We start from the raw sequence: 19454 nt of genomic DNA on the forward strand, positions 1-19454 counted from the left end.
AGGAAGCGTTGGGACGCTTCTGCGTCCCAACGCTTCCATTACCTTTGGGTCCTAATGAGCTGGAACCGGCCGCCTACTCAGCGATCGTCCACTCCCAGAAGTTCCACCAGATACCGGTCTGGTTGCCCATGTACTCGGTTCCTTCGATCTGATCGCTTTCTGCGTTCAAACCAACGGACTGGAACAGGGGCAGGCCGAAGCCGGTCTCGAAGAGGGCTGTATCAACCTGAATCTGCAGTTCCTGCTGCTGGGCTTCATCTGTGGTGACAATGAGCTCCTCCATTGCAGTCTGGGCTTCCTCGTCGCACCACTGGGCGTAGTTCGACGCGGATCCGCAACCGTACAGCTGAGGCACACCGGTTACGCCGACACCACTGCTGATCCAACCGAAGATGGTTGCGTCCCAACTCGATCCACCGTTGGCCAGAGCGGCACCCCATTCTGCACCGGGAAGGCCGCCGTCGACCACTACAAAGCCGGCCTGCTCTGCACTTTCAGCAATGAGTGTGTAAGCGTCAACACGGTTTGGGTTGTCGGCGTTGTACATGATCCGCACTTCGGGCGTTGCCCCGCCGAGCAGCTCGGTGGCGCGATCGATATCAACCTCGGCGTAAGCGTCAGACCCGTTGGTTTCGATGGCCGCATTGTAGCCATCCGTCCCGAAGTCGAAGATGTGCGAGTTACGCGGTGAGGCCTCGGGATCGATAGGACGGATCGTCGCATCGACGATCTGTTCCCGAGGAATGGTGAGCATGAACGCCTCGCGTACCTCAGGATCCTCGAAGACACCACCCTGGAAAATGTCGAGGTGGTCGAAGGACAACTCAGGACCACGCAGAATCTCGACACCGTCTATAGCCTCAAGAGCCGTCAGTGTGTCAGCGGATGCTTGGGGCTGAATGATGTCCACTTCGCCGTTCTGAAGTGCAAGAACCTGTGCGTTGGCGTCGGGGATATACCGGATGGTGATTTCATCTAGGGCCGGGATCGGTCCCCAGTTGTAGTCCTCGTTGCGCACCAGTGTCATCGACTGGTCCGGAACCATGTCCTGAACAATGTACGGTCCGCTGGACAAAAACAGGTTCGGATCGGTGGGGAGCGTGGTGGTGTCGAACGCCGTATTCCAGTAATCCGCAACTGCCTGGAGCTCGGGACGCTCCTGCGGGTTCTCCGGGTCACCCTCCGGTGCGGACTGGAACAGTTCGATCAATGCGTCCCCATCGGCCAGACCGCCACCGGTCGCCAGGACGTGCGCTGGTGTGTCTAGGACGTCGTAGGCCGACTCCCAGTCGGCATAAGGCTCCGAATACACGAGAGTGATCGAGCGGCCATCTTCACCGATCTCGGGCACATCCGTGAGGCTCAGGCCTTCGGTTGAACCGGCATAGGTGAAGTAGTCGACTCCGGTTTCGTCGCCCTCGACGTCCGGATCCGGATCGGCCAAGTCATTGTAATGACCGGAAATTACTGCCCAAGAGAGCATCAGGTCATCAGCGTCGACTGGTTCGCCATCGGACCAGGTCACGCCTTCGTTGACCGTGTAGGTGACCGTGAGCGGATCCTCGGACACCAACTCGTAGGTGCCGAACTCCTCCTGAGGCACAAGTTCGTATTCATTGCTGATGTAGTTGAACTGCCCGTGGGTCAGGTAACTGACCTTGCCGTTGATGTCGACGTTGCCGGTGGCACTGTCGGAGTTGAATGAGGTGAACGGGTTGACCTCGGCGACTGTTACAGCGCCGCCGGCCGCCTCGTTGCCGCCACCGTCGTTGCCAGTATCGTCGCCGCCGCCGCTTTCAGCGCAGGCGCTCAGTGCAAGTGCAGCAATTGCCGCTACACCTACGGCTTTGGAAGTACGTCCGAAACGCATTCCGCCTCCTAGTTTCATGTTGTGGAAGATGTCCTTCATGGTTTTACAAAGGACTGACACGCACTCTGATGGTCAAAGTGGCGTGCCTCACATGATGAAAAGCCTAAGGGGTAATTGTTACTACTAGGTATCGAAAGCTAGGAGGGCCGTGTGTTGTTACCGAGATGCAACCAAAGATGCCCCTACCGACACCCGTCGGTTATCGGCCGGATACCGGTCGGTGATGCTTCTGCGCCTGATCTCTGAAGTGAATTTCGCCTACGTTGCCACGGTTGGAGGCCCCGAAGGAGTCAATCTTGCCGAGTGCGAGGCCATCGTCGCGGATGAATGACGAGCCGTCGGCGATCTCTCCTGGGCTCGGTCTCGGTGAAGCGCCGACTACTCCATTACCCCGGCTGCTGTAGAGTCCCCACATGCCAGCTACCAGGAACGCCATCCTCACCATCGCGGCCGATGGTGTGGGTGCGGTCTCCGCAGCTCTCGGTGGCTTATTGACCGTGGCCCCACTGACGGGCGGGCGATGGCTCGACTTAGCGCGCACTGACGTTGGATATCGACGCGTACTTGGAACGGCAGACCTTGTCCTCGGCATCACGATCTTGGCCGGACGGTCGTCACCTTGGCGGTGGCGTGCCGTTGCGGCACGCTCCCTGCTTCACCTTCTATTCGGGCACGAGTACATGCAACAAGGTCGCAGGCGCAATACCGTCACGATGTTTGCACTGTTCGTCATTGACGCGGTGATTGCAATTCGACTGCGCGGGGCACGTCGTTCCATCTGAGCAGACGTCCCGACGATGGCTTACGCACCTAGCGTCTGCTGCTTCTAACCGACGTTGATCGGAACAACCGTTTCGGAGTTGGGGCACAATAATTGTGTGGACAACTTGCGTGTACCCTCGGGGCCCGGCGCGCCGCGCGGCCTCAGGGTACCGGCGGGCGAACTGGTTGAGCAGTTCTCCCGAGCATCCGGCCCCGGCGGCCAGAGCGTCAATACGGCCGACTCACGTGTGCAACTCAGTCTCGATCTACGCACTACATCAGCGCTCAATGAGGTCCAACGGAAACTAGCCATTTACCGGCTCTCCGAGAGACTCTCGGGCACGGTGCTTACCATCAGCGCCTCCGAGCACCGCTCCCAACGGCGCAACAGAATTGCGGCGCGGCAACGCCTTGCCGCGATCCTGCGAGACGCAGTGGCTCCCGCTGTCATTCGGCGACCGACCCGGCCAACGAGCGGCTCGCGACGTCGTCGCCTGGAAGGAAAACGGTTGCGCTCCGAGATCAAGCGCACCCGAAGTCGCCCTGCCCCCGAATAAACTGCCCGAATAATGGAACGTGGCGGTCAAGCACTCTACGGTTGAGCGGCTCGACATGCGCAGCCCAAGACGAGGACTACGGGCTGAGGTGCCCACCTGCCCGACTAGTCATTGCGTCGGCTGAGCGAAGTGCTGCCCCGCCAAGAGCGGCGGGCCCTGAACTGGTCCGACTGCGCAAGGATCACGCAGGAAAAAGCTTCCAGGTCCCTTCGGAGATAACGTCGATCTTGCCATTCTCGACACGAAGCGCAGTCTCGTCATCGATCGCGTAGACGGGGACCGGGATCCGATCCGCCCAGCGTCCGATGTTCTCGAGGGTCGTATCGGCCATATCAGGGTTCCCGAGGTGCGGGTAGAGCGCGATGTCGACGTGCCCGAGCGCTCGTTCAGCATCCCGTCCCATATCGCTGTCCTCGGGGACAAACTCCCGATCGAACTCGGCGTCGCAGTTATACGGGGTGACGGCGATGCTCCCTGCACTCACCCCGACGTATACGGAGTCCTTGAGGGTCAACAGGAGGTGCGCGAGACCTGATTCACGCATCCAATGAACCAGATAGAGCACGTCCCCGCCGTACACGAGAAGGGCGTCAGTCTCCTGCACCTCCGGCACCCACGCCTCGTCGCGGAGGGTAGGAAGCGCTGTGAGCTCGAGGACGCCCAAGGACTTCCACCCGAGCCCTGCCAATGGGCTCGACGCCGCGCCGGTGATCGCATCGCGGGCCATGCGGCTACCGCCGGGAAAGGGATACATGCCTGTCGCGACGATTAGCGCGCTGGCCTCGGCGATGGGCTTACCGAGCAGGTCGACAAGCGCTTGCTCGATGCTCGGATTGCTGATCCCGCCCGACGTCAGGAGGTGCTTCACACGTGCTCCGATCTCTACGGCTGCCGTGCCAGCACGTAGTAGGGACCCTTACCTGAGGCCTTCGTCCGATGAGGCTGGAAGCCGGATTCTTCGACATTGCCTAAGCCGGCCGAAGTCACCCCTGACAGATGTCTGGCTGGAACTCAACTACACATTGAATCTGAACTCCACCACATCGCCGTCGGACATCACGTACTCTTTGCCCTCGATGCGGACTTTGCCACGGGACTTCGCTTCCGCCATCGAACCTGCATCAACCAGGTCGGCGAAGGAGACAACTTCAGCCTTGATGAAGCCGCGCTGGAAATCCGAGTGAATCACTCCGGCTGCCTCGGGAGCGGTAGCGCCCTTCTTGATGGTCCAGGCGCGAGCTTCCTTCGGCCCCGCCGTGAGGTAGGTCTGAAGCCCGAGGGTGTGGAATCCGACTCGTGCGAGCTGATCAAGGCCGGACTCTTCCTGCCCATTCATCTCCAGCATTTCCCGCGCCTCTTCAGAGTCCAGTTCGACGAGGTCGGCTTCGAGCTTGGCGTCGAGGAAGATGCAGTCAGCGGGTTCAACCAATGCACGGAGTTCCTTCTGCCGCTCATCGCTCCCGAGAACTGAGTCATCCGCGTTAAATACGTAGATGAAGGGCTTCGCCGTGAGCAGGCTCAGTTCCCGAAGGTGTTCCATCTCCAGCTTGTCCCGTGCGATCGAGGAGAAAATGGTGTCACCCCGCTCCAGAACCGCCTGTGCCGCTTGCATGGCGGACAGCTGCGCGGCCTCCCGCTTCTTGATCTTGACTTCCTTCTCCACACGCGGGATGGCTTTCTCAAGCGTCTGAAGGTCCGCGAGGATGAGTTCAGTGTTGATGGTTTCCATATCCGAGACCGGATTCACTGCGCCATCAACATGGATGACGTCGGGGTCGTCGAACACCCGGACAACCTGAGCTATCGCTTCAGCTTCGCGGATGTTCGCGAGGAACTGGTTGCCAAGCCCCTCACCCTCGGATGCGCCCTTCACAATCCCGGCGATGTCCACGAAGGAGACGGTGGCAGGCAGGATGCGCTGCGAACTAAAAAGCTCTGCGAGCTCGCCGAGCCGCGGGTCCGGCAGACTCACCACGCCAACATTTGGTTCGATCGTTGCGAACGGATAGTTCGCCGCGAGAACGGTATTCCTGGTGAGCGCGTTGAAGAGGGTTGATTTGCCGACGTTGGGCAGTCCGACGATGCCAATAGTTAGAGCCACGGGAAAATAGTCTACCGTCGGTGCCCGTGGCCGCCGCGCCGCTACATCAATCAAGAATGTCACCGGCACCTGCAATGGTTGAGCCATGGACGGAATCACGCTTCTCTCGATCATTCTCGCGGCACTACTTGGCGTCGGTATTGGCGCAGGCGTTGCACTCGTTCTCTCGCGTCGCTCTATCACCGATCTACGCAATGAATTGGACGACGCCGGGGAAAGGCTTGGGCGGGCTGTGTCATCCTCCGCTGCGGCTGAGGCCGAGAACCGCATCCTTCACGAGCACAACCGCCGGCTTACTGCGCAGTCGGATGAGGAGCAGTCCGTCCTTCGTGCGCTTGCACCGCTCGCTGACAAGCTGGGGCAGGTCCAGGCGCAGGTAGGGCAACTGGAGCGGGAACGCGCACAGCAGTTCGGTCACTTGGCACGGCAGCTGCAGGAAGCGCAATTCTCGGATTCCAAGCTTTTGTCCACCACCCATTCGCTTGCGTCTGCGCTACGCAGCAGCACGGCGCGTGGTCAATGGGGTGAAGTGCAACTGCGCCGCGTGGTCGAGGCAGCGGGAATGCTTCCGCGCGTGGACTTCCACGAACAGACAACGTTCACGATCACTTCGAAGGAATCAGCCTCCACCGCACGGCCGGACATGGTCATCCAGCTCCCGGGGAACAAACAGATCGTCGTTGACTCCAAAGTGCCACTAGCGGCGTACCTGGAAGCGCAGAGTTCCATCGAGGACGGCGACGAGCAACAGGTCGCTGCAGAGGAACGCCGCCGGCAGGATCTTCTCCTGCAACATGTGAAGGCCGTGCGGGCACACGTTGACGCACTGAGTCGCAAGAAGTACTGGGAGGGTGCCGCCAACTCTCCCGATTTGGTGGTGTGCTTCATCCCTGTGGAATCAGTGTTATCAGCGGCGCTCAACACTGACCCGGCGCTCCTGGACTACGCCTTTTCGCGCAACGTGGTGCTAGCCTCCCCCGTTTCGTTGCTGGCTATCCTGAAGGGCGTCGCGTTCAGCTGGCGTCAGGATGTACTGACCGAGAACGCCAAGGAGTTGTACGACCTGTCGCGCGAACTCTATGAGCGGCTCGGCACAATGGGTTCGCACATCACCCGGCTGGGCAGCTCTTTGAAGAGTTCCGTGGAGAAGTACAACTCATTCGTCGGCACTCTCGAGTCACGGGTGCTGCCGACAGCCCGCCGTATCAACGCTTTCGAACCCGCTGATGTCGACGCCCCGCTATCGGCCCAGGCCGTGGAGACGACGCCAAGGTTACTGAGCGCGCCCGAGCTGATCGATTCCGAGACCGGCTCGGAAGCGGAGCAACGTTCCGCTTAGCTGGAGCGATTTCCCGACCCACGGTCGGGAGTGTCCCCGAGAGTCAACTTCAGGAGGTCGGTCGCTGCCCTCGTCCGCCAAGCCCGCTGGATGGGTCGCCCATCGCCTTCAACGCAGCCCTGATCTCTTTGGGCAGGGAGAAAATGATGTCTTCCTCGGCAGTGACCACTTCCTCGACATCGGCGTAGCCGTAATCTGCCAGCAATCGCAGGACGTCCTGGACGAGGTTCTCCGGAACAGAAGCTCCGGAAGTAACTCCGACTGTGGATACTCCCTCGAACCAGGACTCGTCCACTTCATTGGCGAAGTCGACGCGGTATGAAGCCTTTGCCCCGTACTCGAGCGCGACCTCTACCAGCCGAACGGAGTTGGAGGAGTTCGACGACCCCACGACAATCACCAAATCCGCATCCGGGGCAATCTTCTTGATCGCTGCCTGGCGGTTCGAAGTCGCGTAACAGATGTCATCGCTGGGCGGATCCTGAAGCGTTGGGAACCGTTCCTTCAGCAACGCCACGGTTTCCATGGTCTCGTCAACGCTGAGGGTGGTCTGGGAAAGCCAGATCACCCTGTCCGGATCGCGGACCGTCACCTTGTCGACGTCCTCCGGGCCGTTGACTATCTGGATGTGCTCGGGTGCCTCGCCCGAGGTTCCCTCTACTTCCTCGTGTCCTTCATGACCAATCAAAAGGATGTCGAAGTCGTCACGCGCGAACCGGACCGCTTCACGGTGCACCTTAGTGACAAGTGGACACGTCGCGTCAATGGTGCGGAGGTTGCGGTCTTCCGCAGCCTCCACCACAGCCGGTGATACCCCGTGCGCGGAGAACACGACCAGCGCCCCCTCCGGGACCTCGTCCGTCTCCTCGATAAAGATGGCACCCTTCTCTTCGAGAGTGGAGACCACGTGGAGATTGTGCACTATCTGCTTCCGCACATACACGGGTGGACCGTAGTGGTCGAGTGCCTTCTCAACAGCAATGACAGCTCGGTCCACTCCGGCACAATAGCCTCGAGGAGCGGCCAGCAGCACCTTTCGCGAGCCGGCAACCGGGGCTGCGGCGTGCACTTCTTCCGGTGTTCGGCGCTTTCTGGGCACCATGGGCATGGGAACCGGCACTGCTGTGGTGGACATATCTCCATGCTAACGGCCCACGCTGCGCTCCCGCCCGTGAGCTGCACTCTGTCCGCTCAGAGCCAAGTGACCCGCTCAGCGCCGAGCAGCGACCCGGTCCGAGGGCACCCGTCCCCGTTGCGACCCGCTCAGAAGGCGTGCGGCAAGCCCAGCCACCGACACCAGCAATCCGACCGCAATCGCGGCAAGACACCAAGCCTGGAAACTGTCAGCCGCACGAACGGTCAGCGCATCCTTGAAAACGTCCGCGACCGCGTTCGCGTCAGCGGTTTGATCAACGATCTGTGGAGCAAAACCCGCGGCAAACCACAGGAGCGCTCCACCCAGCACGGCTCCCAGCCCGAGTACTGCAAGGGTGGTGCTTCGCCGTCGGGCGATCAGAAGACTCAACACCGCTCCGATCGCTGCCGCCGCCGTAAGAGCGGGCCATAGTGAAGCGGCAGTTTCGACGCGCTCCAGGAGGGCTCGATGGTTTGCTTGACCGATGTTCACCAGTGTCTGTTCAGGCGCCGGCACATCCACTCCGAACTGATTCCCGATCTCGGTTGTGACCAGGGCAACCAACGGTGCAACGTCCAGAGTGAACGAGGAGCTCGCGTCCGCCTCCGGCGGGAGTTCCCTTGGGTCGGCGAAGGTCAACAAGTGTGAACGCGTGAGAGTCTCATCCCACGCCTGCTCGAAGCCGGGCAGTTCCGTGATCCGCTCAGCTATCCCAGCGACAATCGGCTGGACGGTTTCCGCAATACCGGATGGCAGGTCCACGCCGGCAGTCGCTTCCACGGAGAGCGCATCAGCCAGTGCTTGCGTGAATTCAGGGTCTTCACTGAGTTCAGACGCCAACTGTACGAATCCCTCCTCCGACACCACATGCGTGGCAATCCAGGCGCTCGGCAGGGCGAGAACACCGAATACCACCGTAAAGAGCACAAAAAATGCCGATCCTACTGTTCTCATCAGCTCCCATTCCACCCGTAGCGCATTCTTCAGATTATGCCCGCTTCATGACATGCGATCCGCTCTACTCCTGCACAACAACAGTTCAGGTGCCACTGTTGTCTGGAGCACCTGATAAACATTAACTACAGACACCGCCCGCAAGGAGTGCAGGTGGTACGGGAGGACAGACAGACAATGAACGACGACGGCGCGTCGCTGGGCACCGCGATCGCGGCCGCTCCGGCCGGGGCGGCGGATCCATCATCCCTTCCCGAAACCGCCGCTGAGACATCGGCGGACCGCCCCTGGCCCCTGCATGTGCTCTCCGAAAAGCTGAAGGCGCACATCGAACGTGCTCCAGCCGCTTGGGTGGAGGGTCAGGTCATTGAGCTCAACAAACGCGGGACCATGTGCTTTGTCACCCTGCGCGACATCGACGCCGAGATTTCCCTTTCCCTTACCGTGTGGGGGACTGTGATGGACCGGCTCTCAATACCGCTTGAGCGCGGTTCACGGGTGGTCGCACGTCTGAAGGCAGACTTCTGGGTGAAGTCAGGGCGGCTGTCCATGCAGGCCTGGGACATCCGTCCGGTTGGGTTGGGGGACTTGCTCGCCAGGATCGAGCGGCTGCGGCAATCGCTCGCTGCCGAAGGCCTGTTCGCTTCCCGCCGCAAGAAGCCGCTCCCGCTGCTGCCGCACCGCATCGGGCTCATCACAGGCCGTGATTCCGATGCCAAGAAGGACGTGCTGCGCAATGCACGCCTTCGCTGGCCCGCGGTCGAATTCGAGATCCGGGAAGTTGCTGTCCAGGGCGTGAGCGCTGTTTCCCAAATGCGCTCTGCCCTGTCTGAACTGGATCGGATGCCTGGAGTGGATGTCATCATCATTGCGCGCGGCGGAGGGTCTCTGGAGGACCTGCTGCCCTTCAGCAATGAGGACCTCGTGCGCGCCGTCAGTTCGGCCACCACTCCCATTGTCAGCGCGATCGGCCACGAAGCAGATCATCCGCTTTTGGACGACGTAGCGGACCTTCGAGCCTCAACGCCCACCGACGCCGCGAAGCGCGTGGTGCCGGAGGTTACCGAGGAACTCGAACGCATCAGGCAAGCCCGCGCCCAGTTGTCTCGTTGCGTCACGCAGCTTGTATCCCGCGAGTCAGAACGCCTCACTCATCTGCGTTCCCGTCCGGTGCTCGCACAGCCCGCCGGCATGGTCAGCGTGCGTCACGATGACCTGCTGCGGATCCGCAAGCGGATCACAACGTCGATGGACAGCGCGGTCGCGAGGGAAGCAGACCGCGTGCTTCACCTCCGGGCACAGGTACGTTCTCTATCGCCCCAAAACACGCTCGACCGCGGCTATGCCGTGGTTCAGACAGAAGACGGCAGCGTAGTCCGGGAGGCGGAAACCGTGTTTCCAAACTCCATGTTGGCTATCAGGGTTGCCAGCGGCAGATTGGCTGCCCGCACCGTGGGCGACGACGCTGCTTCTGGGCAGGCCGGCATGCCGGCTCCTGAGGTCAACAGCAAGAAACGCCCGACCAAGAAACGAGGCTCGGTGCCGCAAACAGAGAGTAAGGAACCAGAATGACGATCGATCCTTCACCTCCTGCAGGCGCCGGCCTGCCGCCCGTCTCCGAGCTGAGCTACGAGGATGCTCGCGAACAGTTGGTCAAGGTTGTCAGCCAGCTCGAAGCCGGAGGCGTCAGCCTCGAGCAGTCGCTCGCGCTATGGGAGCGCGGCGAGGAACTTGCGGACCATTGCGAACAATGGCTGGAGGGAGCCCGAAAGCGCCTCGCCGCAGCCAGGAGTCAGCCGGAAGGGCAAGGCGGCTCCCAAGCCCACGCGTAGGGGGATACAACCAGGTGTCGGCCTGCAGTTCGGTACGAGCTGCACCAGACGAAGGCTTATAGGTGCAGGCCTTCATCCAGGTTTGATACACACCTAGCCTTCAGCTCGCCGCAAGCTTTGCCTTCTCGGCAGCCACATCGAAGCTTGCCTTTGGCCAGCTGAGTTGCATGCCGGTCAGCACGTCGATCAGCAGTTGTTGAACCGCGATCCGCGCGTACCACTTCCGGTCGGCAGGCACTACGAACCAGGGAGCGTCGGGGCTACTGGTGCGCTCGATCGCCGTCTGGTAGGCACGCTGGTACTCATCCCAGAGCGCGCGCTCCTCCAGGTCGCCAGGGCTGTACTTCCAGTGCTTGTCCTTACGTTCCAGCCGCTTGGCGAGCCGCTTCTTCTGCTCTTCCTTACTCAGGTGCAGCATCACCTTGATAACGTGCGTTCCCGAGCTCACCAAGCCGGCCTCGAACTCCCGGATCTCCCCGTATCGCTCCTCGATGACCGGGGCCGCCGCCAGTTTACGCACCCGGGAAATCAACACGTCCTCATAGTGCGAGCGGTCGAAAACTCCGATCATGCCGGGACCAGGAAGTTCTTTCCTGATCCGCCACAGAAAGTGATGACGCTTCTCCGCCGCGGTCGGTGCCTTGAAGGCATGATGGTGAACGCCCTGAGGATCAACGGCACCGACCACGTGACGGACAATGCCGCCCTTACCTGCCGTGTCCATTGCCTGCAGAATCAGCAGGACCGAAATCTCACTCCCAAACCGGCTCTCTGCGAACAGCTTCTCCTGAAGCTCTGACAGAACCTCGCGGCCCGCCGCGAGCCGCGCCCGTCCAGCCTGCTTGCCGCCGTCGAACCCCGGTTTCGATGCCGGGTCCAGCTGATCCAGGCGGACGTCCGGCCCGGCAAGCAGCGCCTGGCTCGGGGAGATACTGAAATCTGGAACAACCTGCATAGGAACCTCCTGGCGCGGCGCGCGTATGGAAACTACTTGATCAGGGTTTGTACGTACTCAGGAACTCCGCGAGACGTCCGATCGCATCCTCAATGTCCTCAACGCTCGGCAACGTAACCATTCGGAAGTGATCCGGATTGATCCAGTTGAACGCGGTTCCGTGCGAAATCAGGATCTTCTGCTGCTTCAGCAAATCCAGGGCGAACTTCTCATCGTCCTTGATCGGATAAACCTCCGGATCGAGCCGCGGGAAGAGGTATAGCGCACCTTGGGCCAACTCGCATGAGACCCCCGGGATCGCGTTCAGCAATTCATACGCCTTGTCACGCTGCTGGCGCAGCCGGCCACCCGGCAGGATGAGGTCGTTGATGCTCTGGTAACCGCCCAGCGCCGTCTGGATGGCATGCTGTGCCGGAACGTTGGCGCATAGACGCATGTTGGCCAGTAGATTGATGCCCTCAATGTAGTCGGCGGCCCGATGCTTCGGACCCGAGATAGCCATCCAGCCACTCCGGAACCCCGCAATCCGGTAGGCCTTGGACAGTCCGCTGTAAGTCAGGCACAGGACATCATCGCCGGTGACGGACGCGGCATTCACGTGGACGGCGTCGTCGTACAGGATCTTCTCGTAGATCTCGTCAGAAAAGATAATCAGGTCGTGGCGACGCGCAAGCTCGACGATCTGCTCGATGACCGCGCGGGGGTAGACGGCCCCGGTCGGGTTGTTCGGGTTGATGAGGACAATGCCGCGGGTCTGCGGGGTGATCTTGGATTCCAGGTCCTCTACATCCGGCCACCAGGAGTTGCTCTCATCGCAGAGGTAGTGGACGGCGGTTCCGCCTGCGAGGCTCACCGAAGCCGTCCACAGCGGATAATCCGGAGTGGGGACGAGGATTTCCTCCCCGTTGTTCAGCAGCGCCTGCAGTGAGAGGGTAATGAGTTCGCTGACGCCGTTGCCAAGGTAGACATCGTCAACGTCAATATTCTGGATTCCGCGGCCCTGGTAGTACTGAACCACTGCGGTGCGGGCAGAAAAGATGCCGCGGGAATCGCTGTATCCCTGGGCGTTGGGCAGGTGCCGGATCATGTCGACGAGGATGGCGTCGGGTGCTTCGAATCCGAACGGAGCGGGATTCCCGATATTCAGCTTGAGGATGCGGTGGCCTTCCGCTTCCATGTACTTCGCGTGCTCAAGCAGCGGCCCCCTGATGTCATAGAGGACGTTCTGGAGCTTATCGGATTGCTTGAATTCGGCCATCAATAAAGGATGCCACAGCCCGGGCCCGCCCAGCCGCATTGTGATCAAGAGCATGGTGATCACGAGCGGATAGGCAGACCCGGGCTGGTGTTTGCTACTCCCCTGCCAGGCCCTTTTCCTCGAGCCAGTCGGCGGCGGCATCTGCGGGGTTGCGCTTTTCGTCGCCGCTCACCTCGCGGTTGAGGTCGATCAGGTCCTCGGTAGTGAGAACGCTGGATACCTCGTTCAGCGCAGCGCGCGCTTCTTCGCCCACGGTATCCAGGTTGACCAGTGGAACCACCTGCTGGGCAATGAAGTTGTTCGCCGGATCTTCCAGCACCACCAGGTCGTTATCCGCGATCGATGGCGTGGTGGTGTAGATGTCGGCCACCTGGATGGTGTCGTTCAGCAGTGCTTCCAGTGTCACCGGACCGCCGCCGTCGTTGATTGCCTCGAAGGATTGGGGCACGCAGCCGTAGTTTTCCTCAAGTCCAGGCAGGCCGTAGGCCCGCTCGGAGAAGGTGCTAGGGGCACCGATCACCAGTTGGTCACACACCTCGGCCATGTCCTCGATGGAAGTCAGCCCGTACTCTTCCGCGGTGGCCGCAGTGACCACCATGGCGTCCTTGTTCTCGGCCTCCGCGGCTTCCAGTACGCCCAGATTAACGTCCGGGGTCTCGGCCGCGAGGGCGTCGGGCAGTGCCGCCATGATGTCTTCCGCGGATTCCGCGGTTGCCTCGGCGTCCAGGAACAGCAGCAGGTTGCCGCTGTAGTCGGGAATGATGTCGACCGACCCGTCCACAAGTGCCTGGTAGTAGATCTCGCGCGAACCGATGTTCAGCTGGGTGCTGGCTTCGATCCCGGCACCGTTGAGGGCGCCCGCATAGATCTCGGCGATGATCTGGCTCTCGGGGAAGTCAGCCGACCCGATGACCAGCGGCTCACCGCTGCCTTCGCCGCCGCCGTCGTTCCCGCCGCCTCCCTGAGGGTCCGAGTTCGCTCCGCAGGCTGTCATGGCCAGCGCCGCAGTCAGCCCGGCGGCCAGACCCAGCAGGCGACGCCGAACGGGGCGCCCGAATGTTGGATTACTCATGTTTTTCCTCCTTGTGCACTGACGTGGGCGTCCTGCCCACCTGTCTTTGTTGGTCCTGCCGGGCTGCGCGGTGTGCGCAGGCCGGGAGATACGGCGAATCGTTGGAGCAGGGCCATCAGGCCGTCCACAGCCACCGCAACGACGGCGATAACCACGGCGCCGCCGAAAAGGCGTCCGTTGTCACGCAATTGGGTACCTTCGATCAGGAAGACACCCAGCCCGCCGAGGTTGATGAAGGCGACGACGGCGGCGGTCGCCACCACCTGCAGCACCGCCGCCCGGAAGCCGCCGAGAATGACCTGCAGTCCATTGGGCAGTTCCACGCGGGACAGGATCTGCAGTTCGGTCATGCCCATGCTGCGCGCCGCGTCGACCGTCGCGGGATTCACCGAAGCGATCCCCGAATAGACGCCCGCAAGAATCGGCGGAATCGCGAGCAGCACCAGTGCCCAGATCGGTGGCATCAGGCCGAGGCCAGCGAGCAGCACGAACAGGATCAGGACGCCGAGCGTGGGCAGGGCGCGCAGAATTCCAACACCCGAGACGATGACGACGCGTCCCTTCCCGGTGTGTCCCACCACGAGCCCGATCGGCACCGCGATCGCTGCCGCGATCAGGATGGTCAGTGCCGTGTAGCCAAGGTGCTCCACGATGCGAATCGGGATTCCTCCGGCACCGTTCCAGTTCGCGGGGAAGGTGAGCCACTCGTACATCTGCACGAGGAGGTTGGAACTCGAGTAGTCCATCAGTACACCCCGCCCGCTCGTGAAGCGTCGGACCCCAGATTTGCATCTGCTGTCACCTGCATTGGATCGCCGGAGACCTTCGCACGGCGCGTCCAGGGCGTGAGCACGCGTTCAAGGACCACGAGCATAAGGTCCATGACCAGCGCGAGCAGCAGCGTCACGATGATGCCGATGACTATCTCGGTTGGGAAATTGCGGTTCAGCCCGTCGGTGAACAGTGTGCCGAGGCTGGGGATACCGATGAGCGCACCCACGCTCACAAGCGAAATGTTGGTTACCGAGATGACGCGCAGTCCGGCGAACAGGACGGGGATCGAGAGCGGCAGGTCAACGGTCAGGAAGCGGCGCACGGGCGTGAACCCCATGGCCACCGCCGCCTGCCGCACGCCGTCGTCGATGGAATTCAGGGCATCCAGCGTTGAGCGGACCAGCAGCGCGACTGCGTAGATGGTGAGCGCGACAATCACGTTGACCGGGTCCAGCACCTGTGTACCGAGGATGAGCGGCAGCAGTACGAACATGGCCAGCGACGGAATCGTGTAGAGCAGGGCCGATGTCGTGAGGATGGCTCCGGCGAGGGGCTTGCTGAGGCGCGCAAGTTGCGCCACCGGTATAGCAACGGCCACCCCGAACGCCAGCGGCAGGATTGCCTGCACCAGGTGAAGTCCGGTCAGTTCCGCGATGTAGGGGAAGTTATCCAGGAACCACTCCATGTCACACCGCCGTGTCGTGGTCGGCGCGGCCCCGGTCCAGGCGCGCCTCCTCGATGAGCTCGAGGACCTCCGCCGAACGGACGACGCCGAGTACCCGGCCGTCGTCGTTGACCGTGACGCCAAGGCCCGACGGCGCCGACAGCGCCGCATCCAGAGCGCGGCGCAGGGAGTCGCCCTTGCGATAGAGCGAACCGCCTGGCACCACATCAGCCAGCGAGCGGATGTTCTGCCGGGTCGCGCGGGGTACCCAGCCCTGCGGGCGGCCGTCGTCGTCGACCGCCAGGGTCCACGAGGATCCGACGTCCACATTGGGATCAGCGAGCCGGCTCACCTGCACGGTCTCGACCGTGTGGACGGGTACGTTGTCCCCCTCCTGGAAGGAGAGGCGGCGGAAGCCGCGGTCCCGCCCAACGAAACCTGCCACGAAGTCATCCACAGGAGCGCGCAGGATCTCCTCGGGTGCCGCGTACTGGGCCAGCCGGCCGCCGGTGGCGAAGACGGCCACCTTGTCGCCGAGCACGGTGGCCTCGTCAATGTCATGGGTAACAAACACAATGGTCTTCGCGAGGTCCCTCTGGAGGCGCAGCAGCTCCTCCTGAAGCTCGTGCCGCACCACTGGGTCGACGGCACTGAACGGCTCATCCATGAGCAGGATCGGCGGATCGGCTGCGAGCGCCCTCGCGACGCCCACCCGCTGCTGCTGGCCGCCCGAGAGCTGGCTGGGGTACCGCTTGCCCAGTGCGGAGGCGAGGCCGACGACGTCGAGCAGTTCCGCCGCGCGCCTGCGCGCATCCGCCTTAGGCACTCCGTTCAGGCGGGGAACGGTGGCGATGTTGTCGATCACCGAGCGGTGCGGCAACAGGCCTGAGGACTGCATCACGTAGCCCATGGAGCGGCGAAGTTCGGCTGCCTTCTGCCGCCCGACGTCCTGCCCGTCCACCACGATGGATCCCGACGTTGGCTCCACCATCCGATTGATCATGCGCAACGACGTAGTCTTTCCGCAGCCCGATGGGCCCACGAACACCGTGATGGCACCGCGGTCGATGTCCATGCTGAGGTTCTCGACGGCGGCGGCGCCCCCGGCGTACTGCTTGGTCACGCTCTGGAAGCGGATCATCGCGCCGGACCGGCCGCGGTTCGCCGCAGTGCCTTGTGCTTCATCGGTCATGGACGTGGCCTTTCGTCGATAGGAGCCGGATCGCGGCCGGTCCCTCGCGATTATTGTGCGCCGGAACGATACCGAAGCGCTCGCGCTCAGGGCTTGGTGTTGTTGAGTCTAACTGTCTGACCCCCGAGAATCGCGGCAAACAAGCGGATGTATGGCTTATCACGGCACATTAGTCACGAATCGTTAAGAGGGAACCGGTTCCCCCCTGTGGTGCCCAGGGATCGGGCACCACAGGCAAGATTCAGCTCTCCCTGAAGCGGTTCCGATAGTCCTTCGCCATCGCCACTTCCTTCACAGTGCGGTGAAGAGTTTTGGCATGGCGGCGCTGTTCAGCGACGCTCTGCCGACGGTGAAGACTGGCCAGCTCCCGCTCCATCTTCTGGTAGCTCAACCAACGCCGCTCCTCCAGGTTCCCGGAAACGATTGCCTCCTGAACGGCGCATCCCGGCTCACGGTCGTGCGCACAGTCCCTGAACCTGCACAGCGGAAACAGCTCTTCGATATCCCCGAAGACCGCCTCGAGGCCCGCCTCGGCGTCCCAGAGCGCGAAGCCGCGAACGCCGGGTGTGTCCATCAGAACCGAACCGTTCCCGAACGGTATGAGCTCCCGCGACGTGGTGGTGTGCCGGCCCTTCCCGTCGCCTGACCGTACATCGCCGGTGTCCTGCACCGTCGATCCGACCAGCGCGTTGATCAGCGTTGACTTGCCGGCACCCGAGGGCCCAAGCAGCGCCAGCGTGTTGCCGGTACCGACCCGAGCCTGCAGGGCGTCAAGACCGTCGCCGGACTCAGCCGAGGTTGTGAAGACCTCGACGCCGCGGGCACGTTCCACGGTCTGGGCAACCACTTCGTCGAAGCGGTTGCTCAGGTCGGCCTTGGTCAGGATGACGATCGGCACCGCCCCGGAGTCCCACGCAGCAACCAGCGTCCGCTCGAGCCGGTTAGTGGAGAGCGGGCGATCGATGGGAACCACCACGCCCACAAGGTCGATATTGGCGCCAAGCACCTGCACATCGGCCAGCGGTTCGTGCGCTTTCTTTCGCTGCAGCGTGGAGCTGCGTGGAAGGAGGCCGACGATGGCGGGCGGCGCGGCGCCGTCGTCGTCATTGGTAAGGGCCACCCAGTCGCCGGTGACTTCAGCGCCGTCACTCAAGGCGTGCACCGGCCCGGAGTCGGTAGCGAGCAGGACCCGCCCCCGATCGGCCCGGATCACCCGGGCAGGTACGGGCGCGGATGCTTCAGTGGCTGGAAAATGAAAGGAAAAGAGACCGCGAATGCGATCGGTGAAACCGTAATCGATAAGGGTATGCAACGAAAGATCCTCTGATGGGGCCTTCCGCGCGGACGGCGGACGTGTTGCCTAGCGCATCCGGTGGAAGGCGAAGTTCATGGGGTGTGTGGCTGGAGAAACGGCAGCGACAATGACCTTGTTCATGACTTCACCTCCTGTGCTTCGGTTTGCGCCCATTGGAATCGGGCGGATTCCCTATGGTAGCGCGCGGTCGGGACTTTGGTAAGTGAGCGCCAGGGCCGCGTCGACCAGGCTCACGCGGTGGAGATTCGGCACCCCGTCCAGCTCAACCCACGCGGCTTCGTCGGTGGATCCGGCAACCTCGTGCACAAGCGCGCCCGATACTGCGTGAGCCCGGTAGATGATGCGCAGTGCATGGAGCGGGCGGTCATCTCCTGATGCACGGTCCTCGGCCGGGATGTGCAGGCTGTCGACGCCAAGAAGTTCATCCAGTTGGACCGTGTATCCGGTCTCCTCCAGCACCTCACGTACCGCCGCGGTTGGAGCGTCCTCGCCTAATTCGAGTCCTCCCCCGGGCAGCGTCCAGCCGGTCCTGCCGTGCTCGTTCCAATGCGCGAGCAGAAGGCGGCCTTCTTCAATGACGACGGCGTACGCACCAACCCGGGTATCCCACTCATATGCCATTCCAGCAGTCTAATGAGCGGGCGTATCCTGAACTCACCCATCAGGCAGGAGGCCCATGAGCAATCTTGAGACACGCCCAGTTCCGTCTGCGTGCGAAACCGCGGCACGCCAGATGCCTGTCCTTGAACTGCTGCCGGAGCGTGAGGTTCCGCTCGGTGGCGTCCGCGCTATGAACGTCCGCAGGACCCTCCCGCAACGCTCACTTCCCACGATTGGCGCATGGTGCTTTCTTGACTCGTTCGGGCCGGACCGCACCGCGATGCGTGTGCTCCCCCACCCGCACATCGGTCTGCAGACGGTGACCTGGCCGTTGACCGGTCAGGTACGGCACCGCGACAGTCTGGGTTCCGACGTCGTTGTGCGACCCGGCGAACTGAACATCATGACCGCAGGCAGCGGCATCTCGCACTCCGAGTTCAGTCCGCCGGACGAAATCCTGTCGGGGCTTCAACTCTGGGTAGCACTGCCCGGGCAGGCGGCATCTGCACCGCCGTCGTTCGAGCGGCATGTCGACCTGCCCCGAATCGCGGGACCCGGCTTCGAAGGCACAGTGATGGTTGGGCAGCTGGGAGGAGCGGCCAGTCCCGCGTCGGTGCATTCGCCGCTTGTTGGCGCTGACTTTCTTTCCGACGACGGCGGGATGGTCCAACTGGACGTCGAGGAGACCTTCGAGCACGGTGTACTTGTCCTCGAAGGGACCCTTGAGGTTGAGGGCCGAAGCATCGGGCCCGGCCCTCTCGCCTACCTCGGCACCGGGCGATCCACCTTGCGGCTCAATGCGCTCCCGGACACACGCTGGATCCTGCTCGGCGGGGAGCCGTTCGCAGAGGACCTGCTGATGTGGTGGAATTTCGTGGGCCGCAGTCACGATGAAATCGCACAGGCCCGTCAGGAATGGGAAGACGGACACCCGAGATTCGGGACTGTGGACGGCCACGGCGCTGAGCGCATTCCGGCACCCGCGCTTCCCGCAGTCCGGCTGACTCCACGCCGTCGGAAGCTTCCGGGGCACGAGTAGGCTGAAGGAACGCGAAGTCAGCACAGACACGGAGG

19 protein-coding genes are annotated in these 19454 nt (G+C 62.3%); 6 read left to right on the top strand and 13 right to left on the bottom strand.

The genetic code is table 11. The annotated features are described in order from the left end of the window. Nucleotides 1–73: 73 nt before the first annotated feature. A complete protein-coding gene (locus tag ACX80C_RS14895) occupies nucleotides 74–1870 on the bottom strand; it encodes an ABC transporter family substrate-binding protein (RefSeq protein WP_459327235.1) in 1797 nt (598 codons plus the stop codon). A gap of 413 nt (nucleotides 1871–2283) precedes the next feature. On the opposite strand from ACX80C_RS14895, the gene ACX80C_RS14900 reads away from it, so the two are divergent. Together ACX80C_RS14900 and arfB are read left to right on the top strand one after the other, a co-directional pair. After that, on the top strand, nucleotides 2284–2652 hold the full coding sequence (locus ACX80C_RS14900; RefSeq protein ID WP_459327236.1) for a hypothetical protein: 369 nt from the start codon (nucleotides 2284–2286) through the stop codon (nucleotides 2650–2652). 96 nt (nucleotides 2653–2748) lie between these two features. Continuing rightward, nucleotides 2749–3189, top strand: coding sequence for an alternative ribosome rescue aminoacyl-tRNA hydrolase ArfB (gene arfB, locus ACX80C_RS14905; RefSeq protein WP_459327237.1), 441 nt, complete (start codon nucleotides 2749–2751; stop codon nucleotides 3187–3189). A 181-nt stretch (nucleotides 3190–3370) separates the two neighbouring features. On the opposite strand, the gene ACX80C_RS14910 is transcribed toward arfB, so the two are convergent. Together ACX80C_RS14910 and ychF are read right to left on the bottom strand one after the other, a co-directional pair. Continuing rightward, entirely contained in the window at nucleotides 3371–4057 is a 687-nt protein-coding gene (locus tag ACX80C_RS14910; protein WP_459327238.1) for a Type 1 glutamine amidotransferase-like domain-containing protein, read from the bottom strand. Between the two features lie 147 nt (nucleotides 4058–4204). Then, a complete protein-coding gene (gene ychF / locus ACX80C_RS14915; RefSeq protein ID WP_459327239.1) occupies nucleotides 4205–5290 on the bottom strand; it encodes a redox-regulated ATPase YchF in 1086 nt (361 codons plus the stop codon). Nucleotides 5291–5375: 85 nt separating this feature from the next. On the opposite strand from ychF, the gene ACX80C_RS14920 reads away from it, so the two are divergent. Continuing rightward, a complete protein-coding gene (locus ACX80C_RS14920; protein WP_459327240.1) occupies nucleotides 5376–6629 on the top strand; it encodes a DNA recombination protein RmuC in 1254 nt (417 codons plus the stop codon). A 49-nt stretch (nucleotides 6630–6678) separates the two neighbouring features. On the opposite strand, the gene ACX80C_RS14925 is transcribed toward ACX80C_RS14920, so the two are convergent. Next, nucleotides 6679–7764, bottom strand: a complete 1086-nt coding sequence (locus ACX80C_RS14925) for a 4-hydroxy-3-methylbut-2-enyl diphosphate reductase (RefSeq protein WP_459327241.1) — start codon at nucleotides 7762–7764, stop codon at nucleotides 6679–6681. Nucleotides 7765–7839: 75 nt separating this feature from the next. Beyond that, nucleotides 7840–8718, bottom strand: a complete 879-nt coding sequence (locus tag ACX80C_RS14930) for a hypothetical protein (RefSeq protein ID WP_459327242.1) — start codon at nucleotides 8716–8718, stop codon at nucleotides 7840–7842. A gap of 177 nt (nucleotides 8719–8895) precedes the next feature. Here ACX80C_RS14930 and xseA point away from each other — a divergent pair, with 177 nt between their 5' ends. Both xseA and ACX80C_RS14940 read left to right on the top strand, forming a co-directional pair. Beyond that, complete coding sequence (xseA, locus tag ACX80C_RS14935) at nucleotides 8896–10290, top strand: exodeoxyribonuclease VII large subunit (RefSeq protein WP_459327300.1); 1395 nt, start codon at nucleotides 8896–8898, stop codon at nucleotides 10288–10290. Next, nucleotides 10287–10550, top strand: coding sequence for an exodeoxyribonuclease VII small subunit (locus ACX80C_RS14940; RefSeq protein WP_459327243.1), 264 nt, complete (start codon nucleotides 10287–10289; stop codon nucleotides 10548–10550). Before xseA ends, ACX80C_RS14940 begins: the two co-directional genes overlap by 4 nt. Nucleotides 10551–10650: 100 nt before the next feature. On the opposite strand, the gene ACX80C_RS14945 is transcribed toward ACX80C_RS14940, so the two are convergent. The 8 genes from ACX80C_RS14945 to ACX80C_RS14980 all read right to left on the bottom strand — a co-directional run bounded on the left by ACX80C_RS14945 (nucleotide 10651) and on the right by ACX80C_RS14980 (nucleotide 18401). Continuing rightward, the gene (locus ACX80C_RS14945; RefSeq protein WP_459327244.1) at nucleotides 10651–11505 is read right to left on the bottom strand and encodes a polyphosphate kinase 2 family protein; all 855 of its coding nucleotides are present in this window, start codon (nucleotides 11503–11505) and stop codon (nucleotides 10651–10653) included. 40 nt (nucleotides 11506–11545) lie between these two features. Then, complete coding sequence (locus ACX80C_RS14950) at nucleotides 11546–12763, bottom strand: pyridoxal phosphate-dependent aminotransferase (RefSeq protein WP_459327245.1); 1218 nt, start codon at nucleotides 12761–12763, stop codon at nucleotides 11546–11548. A gap of 94 nt (nucleotides 12764–12857) precedes the next feature. Then, nucleotides 12858–13835, bottom strand: coding sequence for an ABC transporter substrate-binding protein (locus tag ACX80C_RS14955; RefSeq protein ID WP_459327246.1), 978 nt, complete (start codon nucleotides 13833–13835; stop codon nucleotides 12858–12860). Then, nucleotides 13832–14581 (bottom strand): ABC transporter permease, encoded by a 750-nt coding sequence (locus tag ACX80C_RS14960; RefSeq protein WP_459327247.1) that lies wholly within the window; start codon nucleotides 14579–14581, stop codon nucleotides 13832–13834. Before ACX80C_RS14960 ends, ACX80C_RS14955 begins: the two co-directional genes overlap by 4 nt. Further along, complete coding sequence (locus ACX80C_RS14965) at nucleotides 14581–15294, bottom strand: ABC transporter permease (RefSeq protein ID WP_459327248.1); 714 nt, start codon at nucleotides 15292–15294, stop codon at nucleotides 14581–14583. Before ACX80C_RS14965 ends, ACX80C_RS14960 begins: the two co-directional genes overlap by 1 nt. Nucleotide 15295: 1 nt before the next feature. Continuing rightward, nucleotides 15296–16414, bottom strand: a complete 1119-nt coding sequence (locus ACX80C_RS14970; protein ID WP_459327301.1) for an ABC transporter ATP-binding protein — start codon at nucleotides 16412–16414, stop codon at nucleotides 15296–15298. 292 nt (nucleotides 16415–16706) lie between these two features. Further along, on the bottom strand, nucleotides 16707–17777 hold the full coding sequence (rsgA, locus tag ACX80C_RS14975; protein WP_459327249.1) for a ribosome small subunit-dependent GTPase A: 1071 nt from the start codon (nucleotides 17775–17777) through the stop codon (nucleotides 16707–16709). Nucleotides 17778–17951: 174 nt separating this feature from the next. Continuing rightward, the gene (locus tag ACX80C_RS14980) at nucleotides 17952–18401 is read right to left on the bottom strand and encodes an NUDIX hydrolase (RefSeq protein ID WP_459327250.1); all 450 of its coding nucleotides are present in this window, start codon (nucleotides 18399–18401) and stop codon (nucleotides 17952–17954) included. Nucleotides 18402–18456: 55 nt separating this feature from the next. Here ACX80C_RS14980 and ACX80C_RS14985 point away from each other — a divergent pair, with 55 nt between their 5' ends. After that, nucleotides 18457–19419 carry a pirin family protein gene (locus tag ACX80C_RS14985; RefSeq protein ID WP_459327251.1) on the top strand — a complete coding sequence of 321 codons (963 nt, stop codon included), beginning with the start codon at nucleotides 18457–18459 and terminating at the stop codon, nucleotides 19417–19419. The last annotated feature ends 35 nt before the right edge of the window (nucleotides 19420–19454 follow it).

Source organism: Arthrobacter tecti (genome assembly GCF_054511355.1).

Bases quoted from the DNA above. Each gene is read 5' to 3' on its own strand.
- ACX80C_RS14945 (WP_459327244.1), bottom strand. From the start codon at position 11,505: ATGCAGGTTGTTCCAGATTTCAGTATCTCCCCGAGCCAGGCGCTGCTT.
- ACX80C_RS14985 (WP_459327251.1), top strand. From the start codon at position 18,457: ATGAGCAATCTTGAGACACGCCCAGTTCCGTCTGCGTGCGAAACCGCG.
- ACX80C_RS14900 (WP_459327236.1), top strand. From the start codon at position 2,284: ATGCCAGCTACCAGGAACGCCATCCTCACCATCGCGGCCGATGGTGTG.
- xseA (WP_459327300.1), top strand. From the start codon at position 8,896: ATGAACGACGACGGCGCGTCGCTGGGCACCGCGATCGCGGCCGCTCCG.
- ACX80C_RS14930 (WP_459327242.1), bottom strand. From the start codon at position 8,718: ATGAGAACAGTAGGATCGGCATTTTTTGTGCTCTTTACGGTGGTATTC.
- ACX80C_RS14980 (WP_459327250.1), bottom strand. From the start codon at position 18,401: ATGGCATATGAGTGGGATACCCGGGTTGGTGCGTACGCCGTCGTCATT.
- ACX80C_RS14960 (WP_459327247.1), bottom strand. From the start codon at position 14,581: ATGGACTACTCGAGTTCCAACCTCCTCGTGCAGATGTACGAGTGGCTC.
- ACX80C_RS14940 (WP_459327243.1), top strand. From the start codon at position 10,287: ATGACGATCGATCCTTCACCTCCTGCAGGCGCCGGCCTGCCGCCCGTC.
- ACX80C_RS14950 (WP_459327245.1), bottom strand. From the start codon at position 12,763: ATGGCCGAATTCAAGCAATCCGATAAGCTCCAGAACGTCCTCTATGAC.
- ACX80C_RS14925 (WP_459327241.1), bottom strand. From the start codon at position 7,764: ATGTCCACCACAGCAGTGCCGGTTCCCATGCCCATGGTGCCCAGAAAG.
- ACX80C_RS14955 (WP_459327246.1), bottom strand. From the start codon at position 13,835: ATGAGTAATCCAACATTCGGGCGCCCCGTTCGGCGTCGCCTGCTGGGT.
- ACX80C_RS14965 (WP_459327248.1), bottom strand. From the start codon at position 15,294: ATGGAGTGGTTCCTGGATAACTTCCCCTACATCGCGGAACTGACCGGA.
- ACX80C_RS14895 (WP_459327235.1), bottom strand. From the start codon at position 1,870: ATGCGTTTCGGACGTACTTCCAAAGCCGTAGGTGTAGCGGCAATTGCT.
- ACX80C_RS14920 (WP_459327240.1), top strand. From the start codon at position 5,376: ATGGACGGAATCACGCTTCTCTCGATCATTCTCGCGGCACTACTTGGC.
- ACX80C_RS14970 (WP_459327301.1), bottom strand. From the start codon at position 16,414: ATGATCCGCTTCCAGAGCGTGACCAAGCAGTACGCCGGGGGCGCCGCC.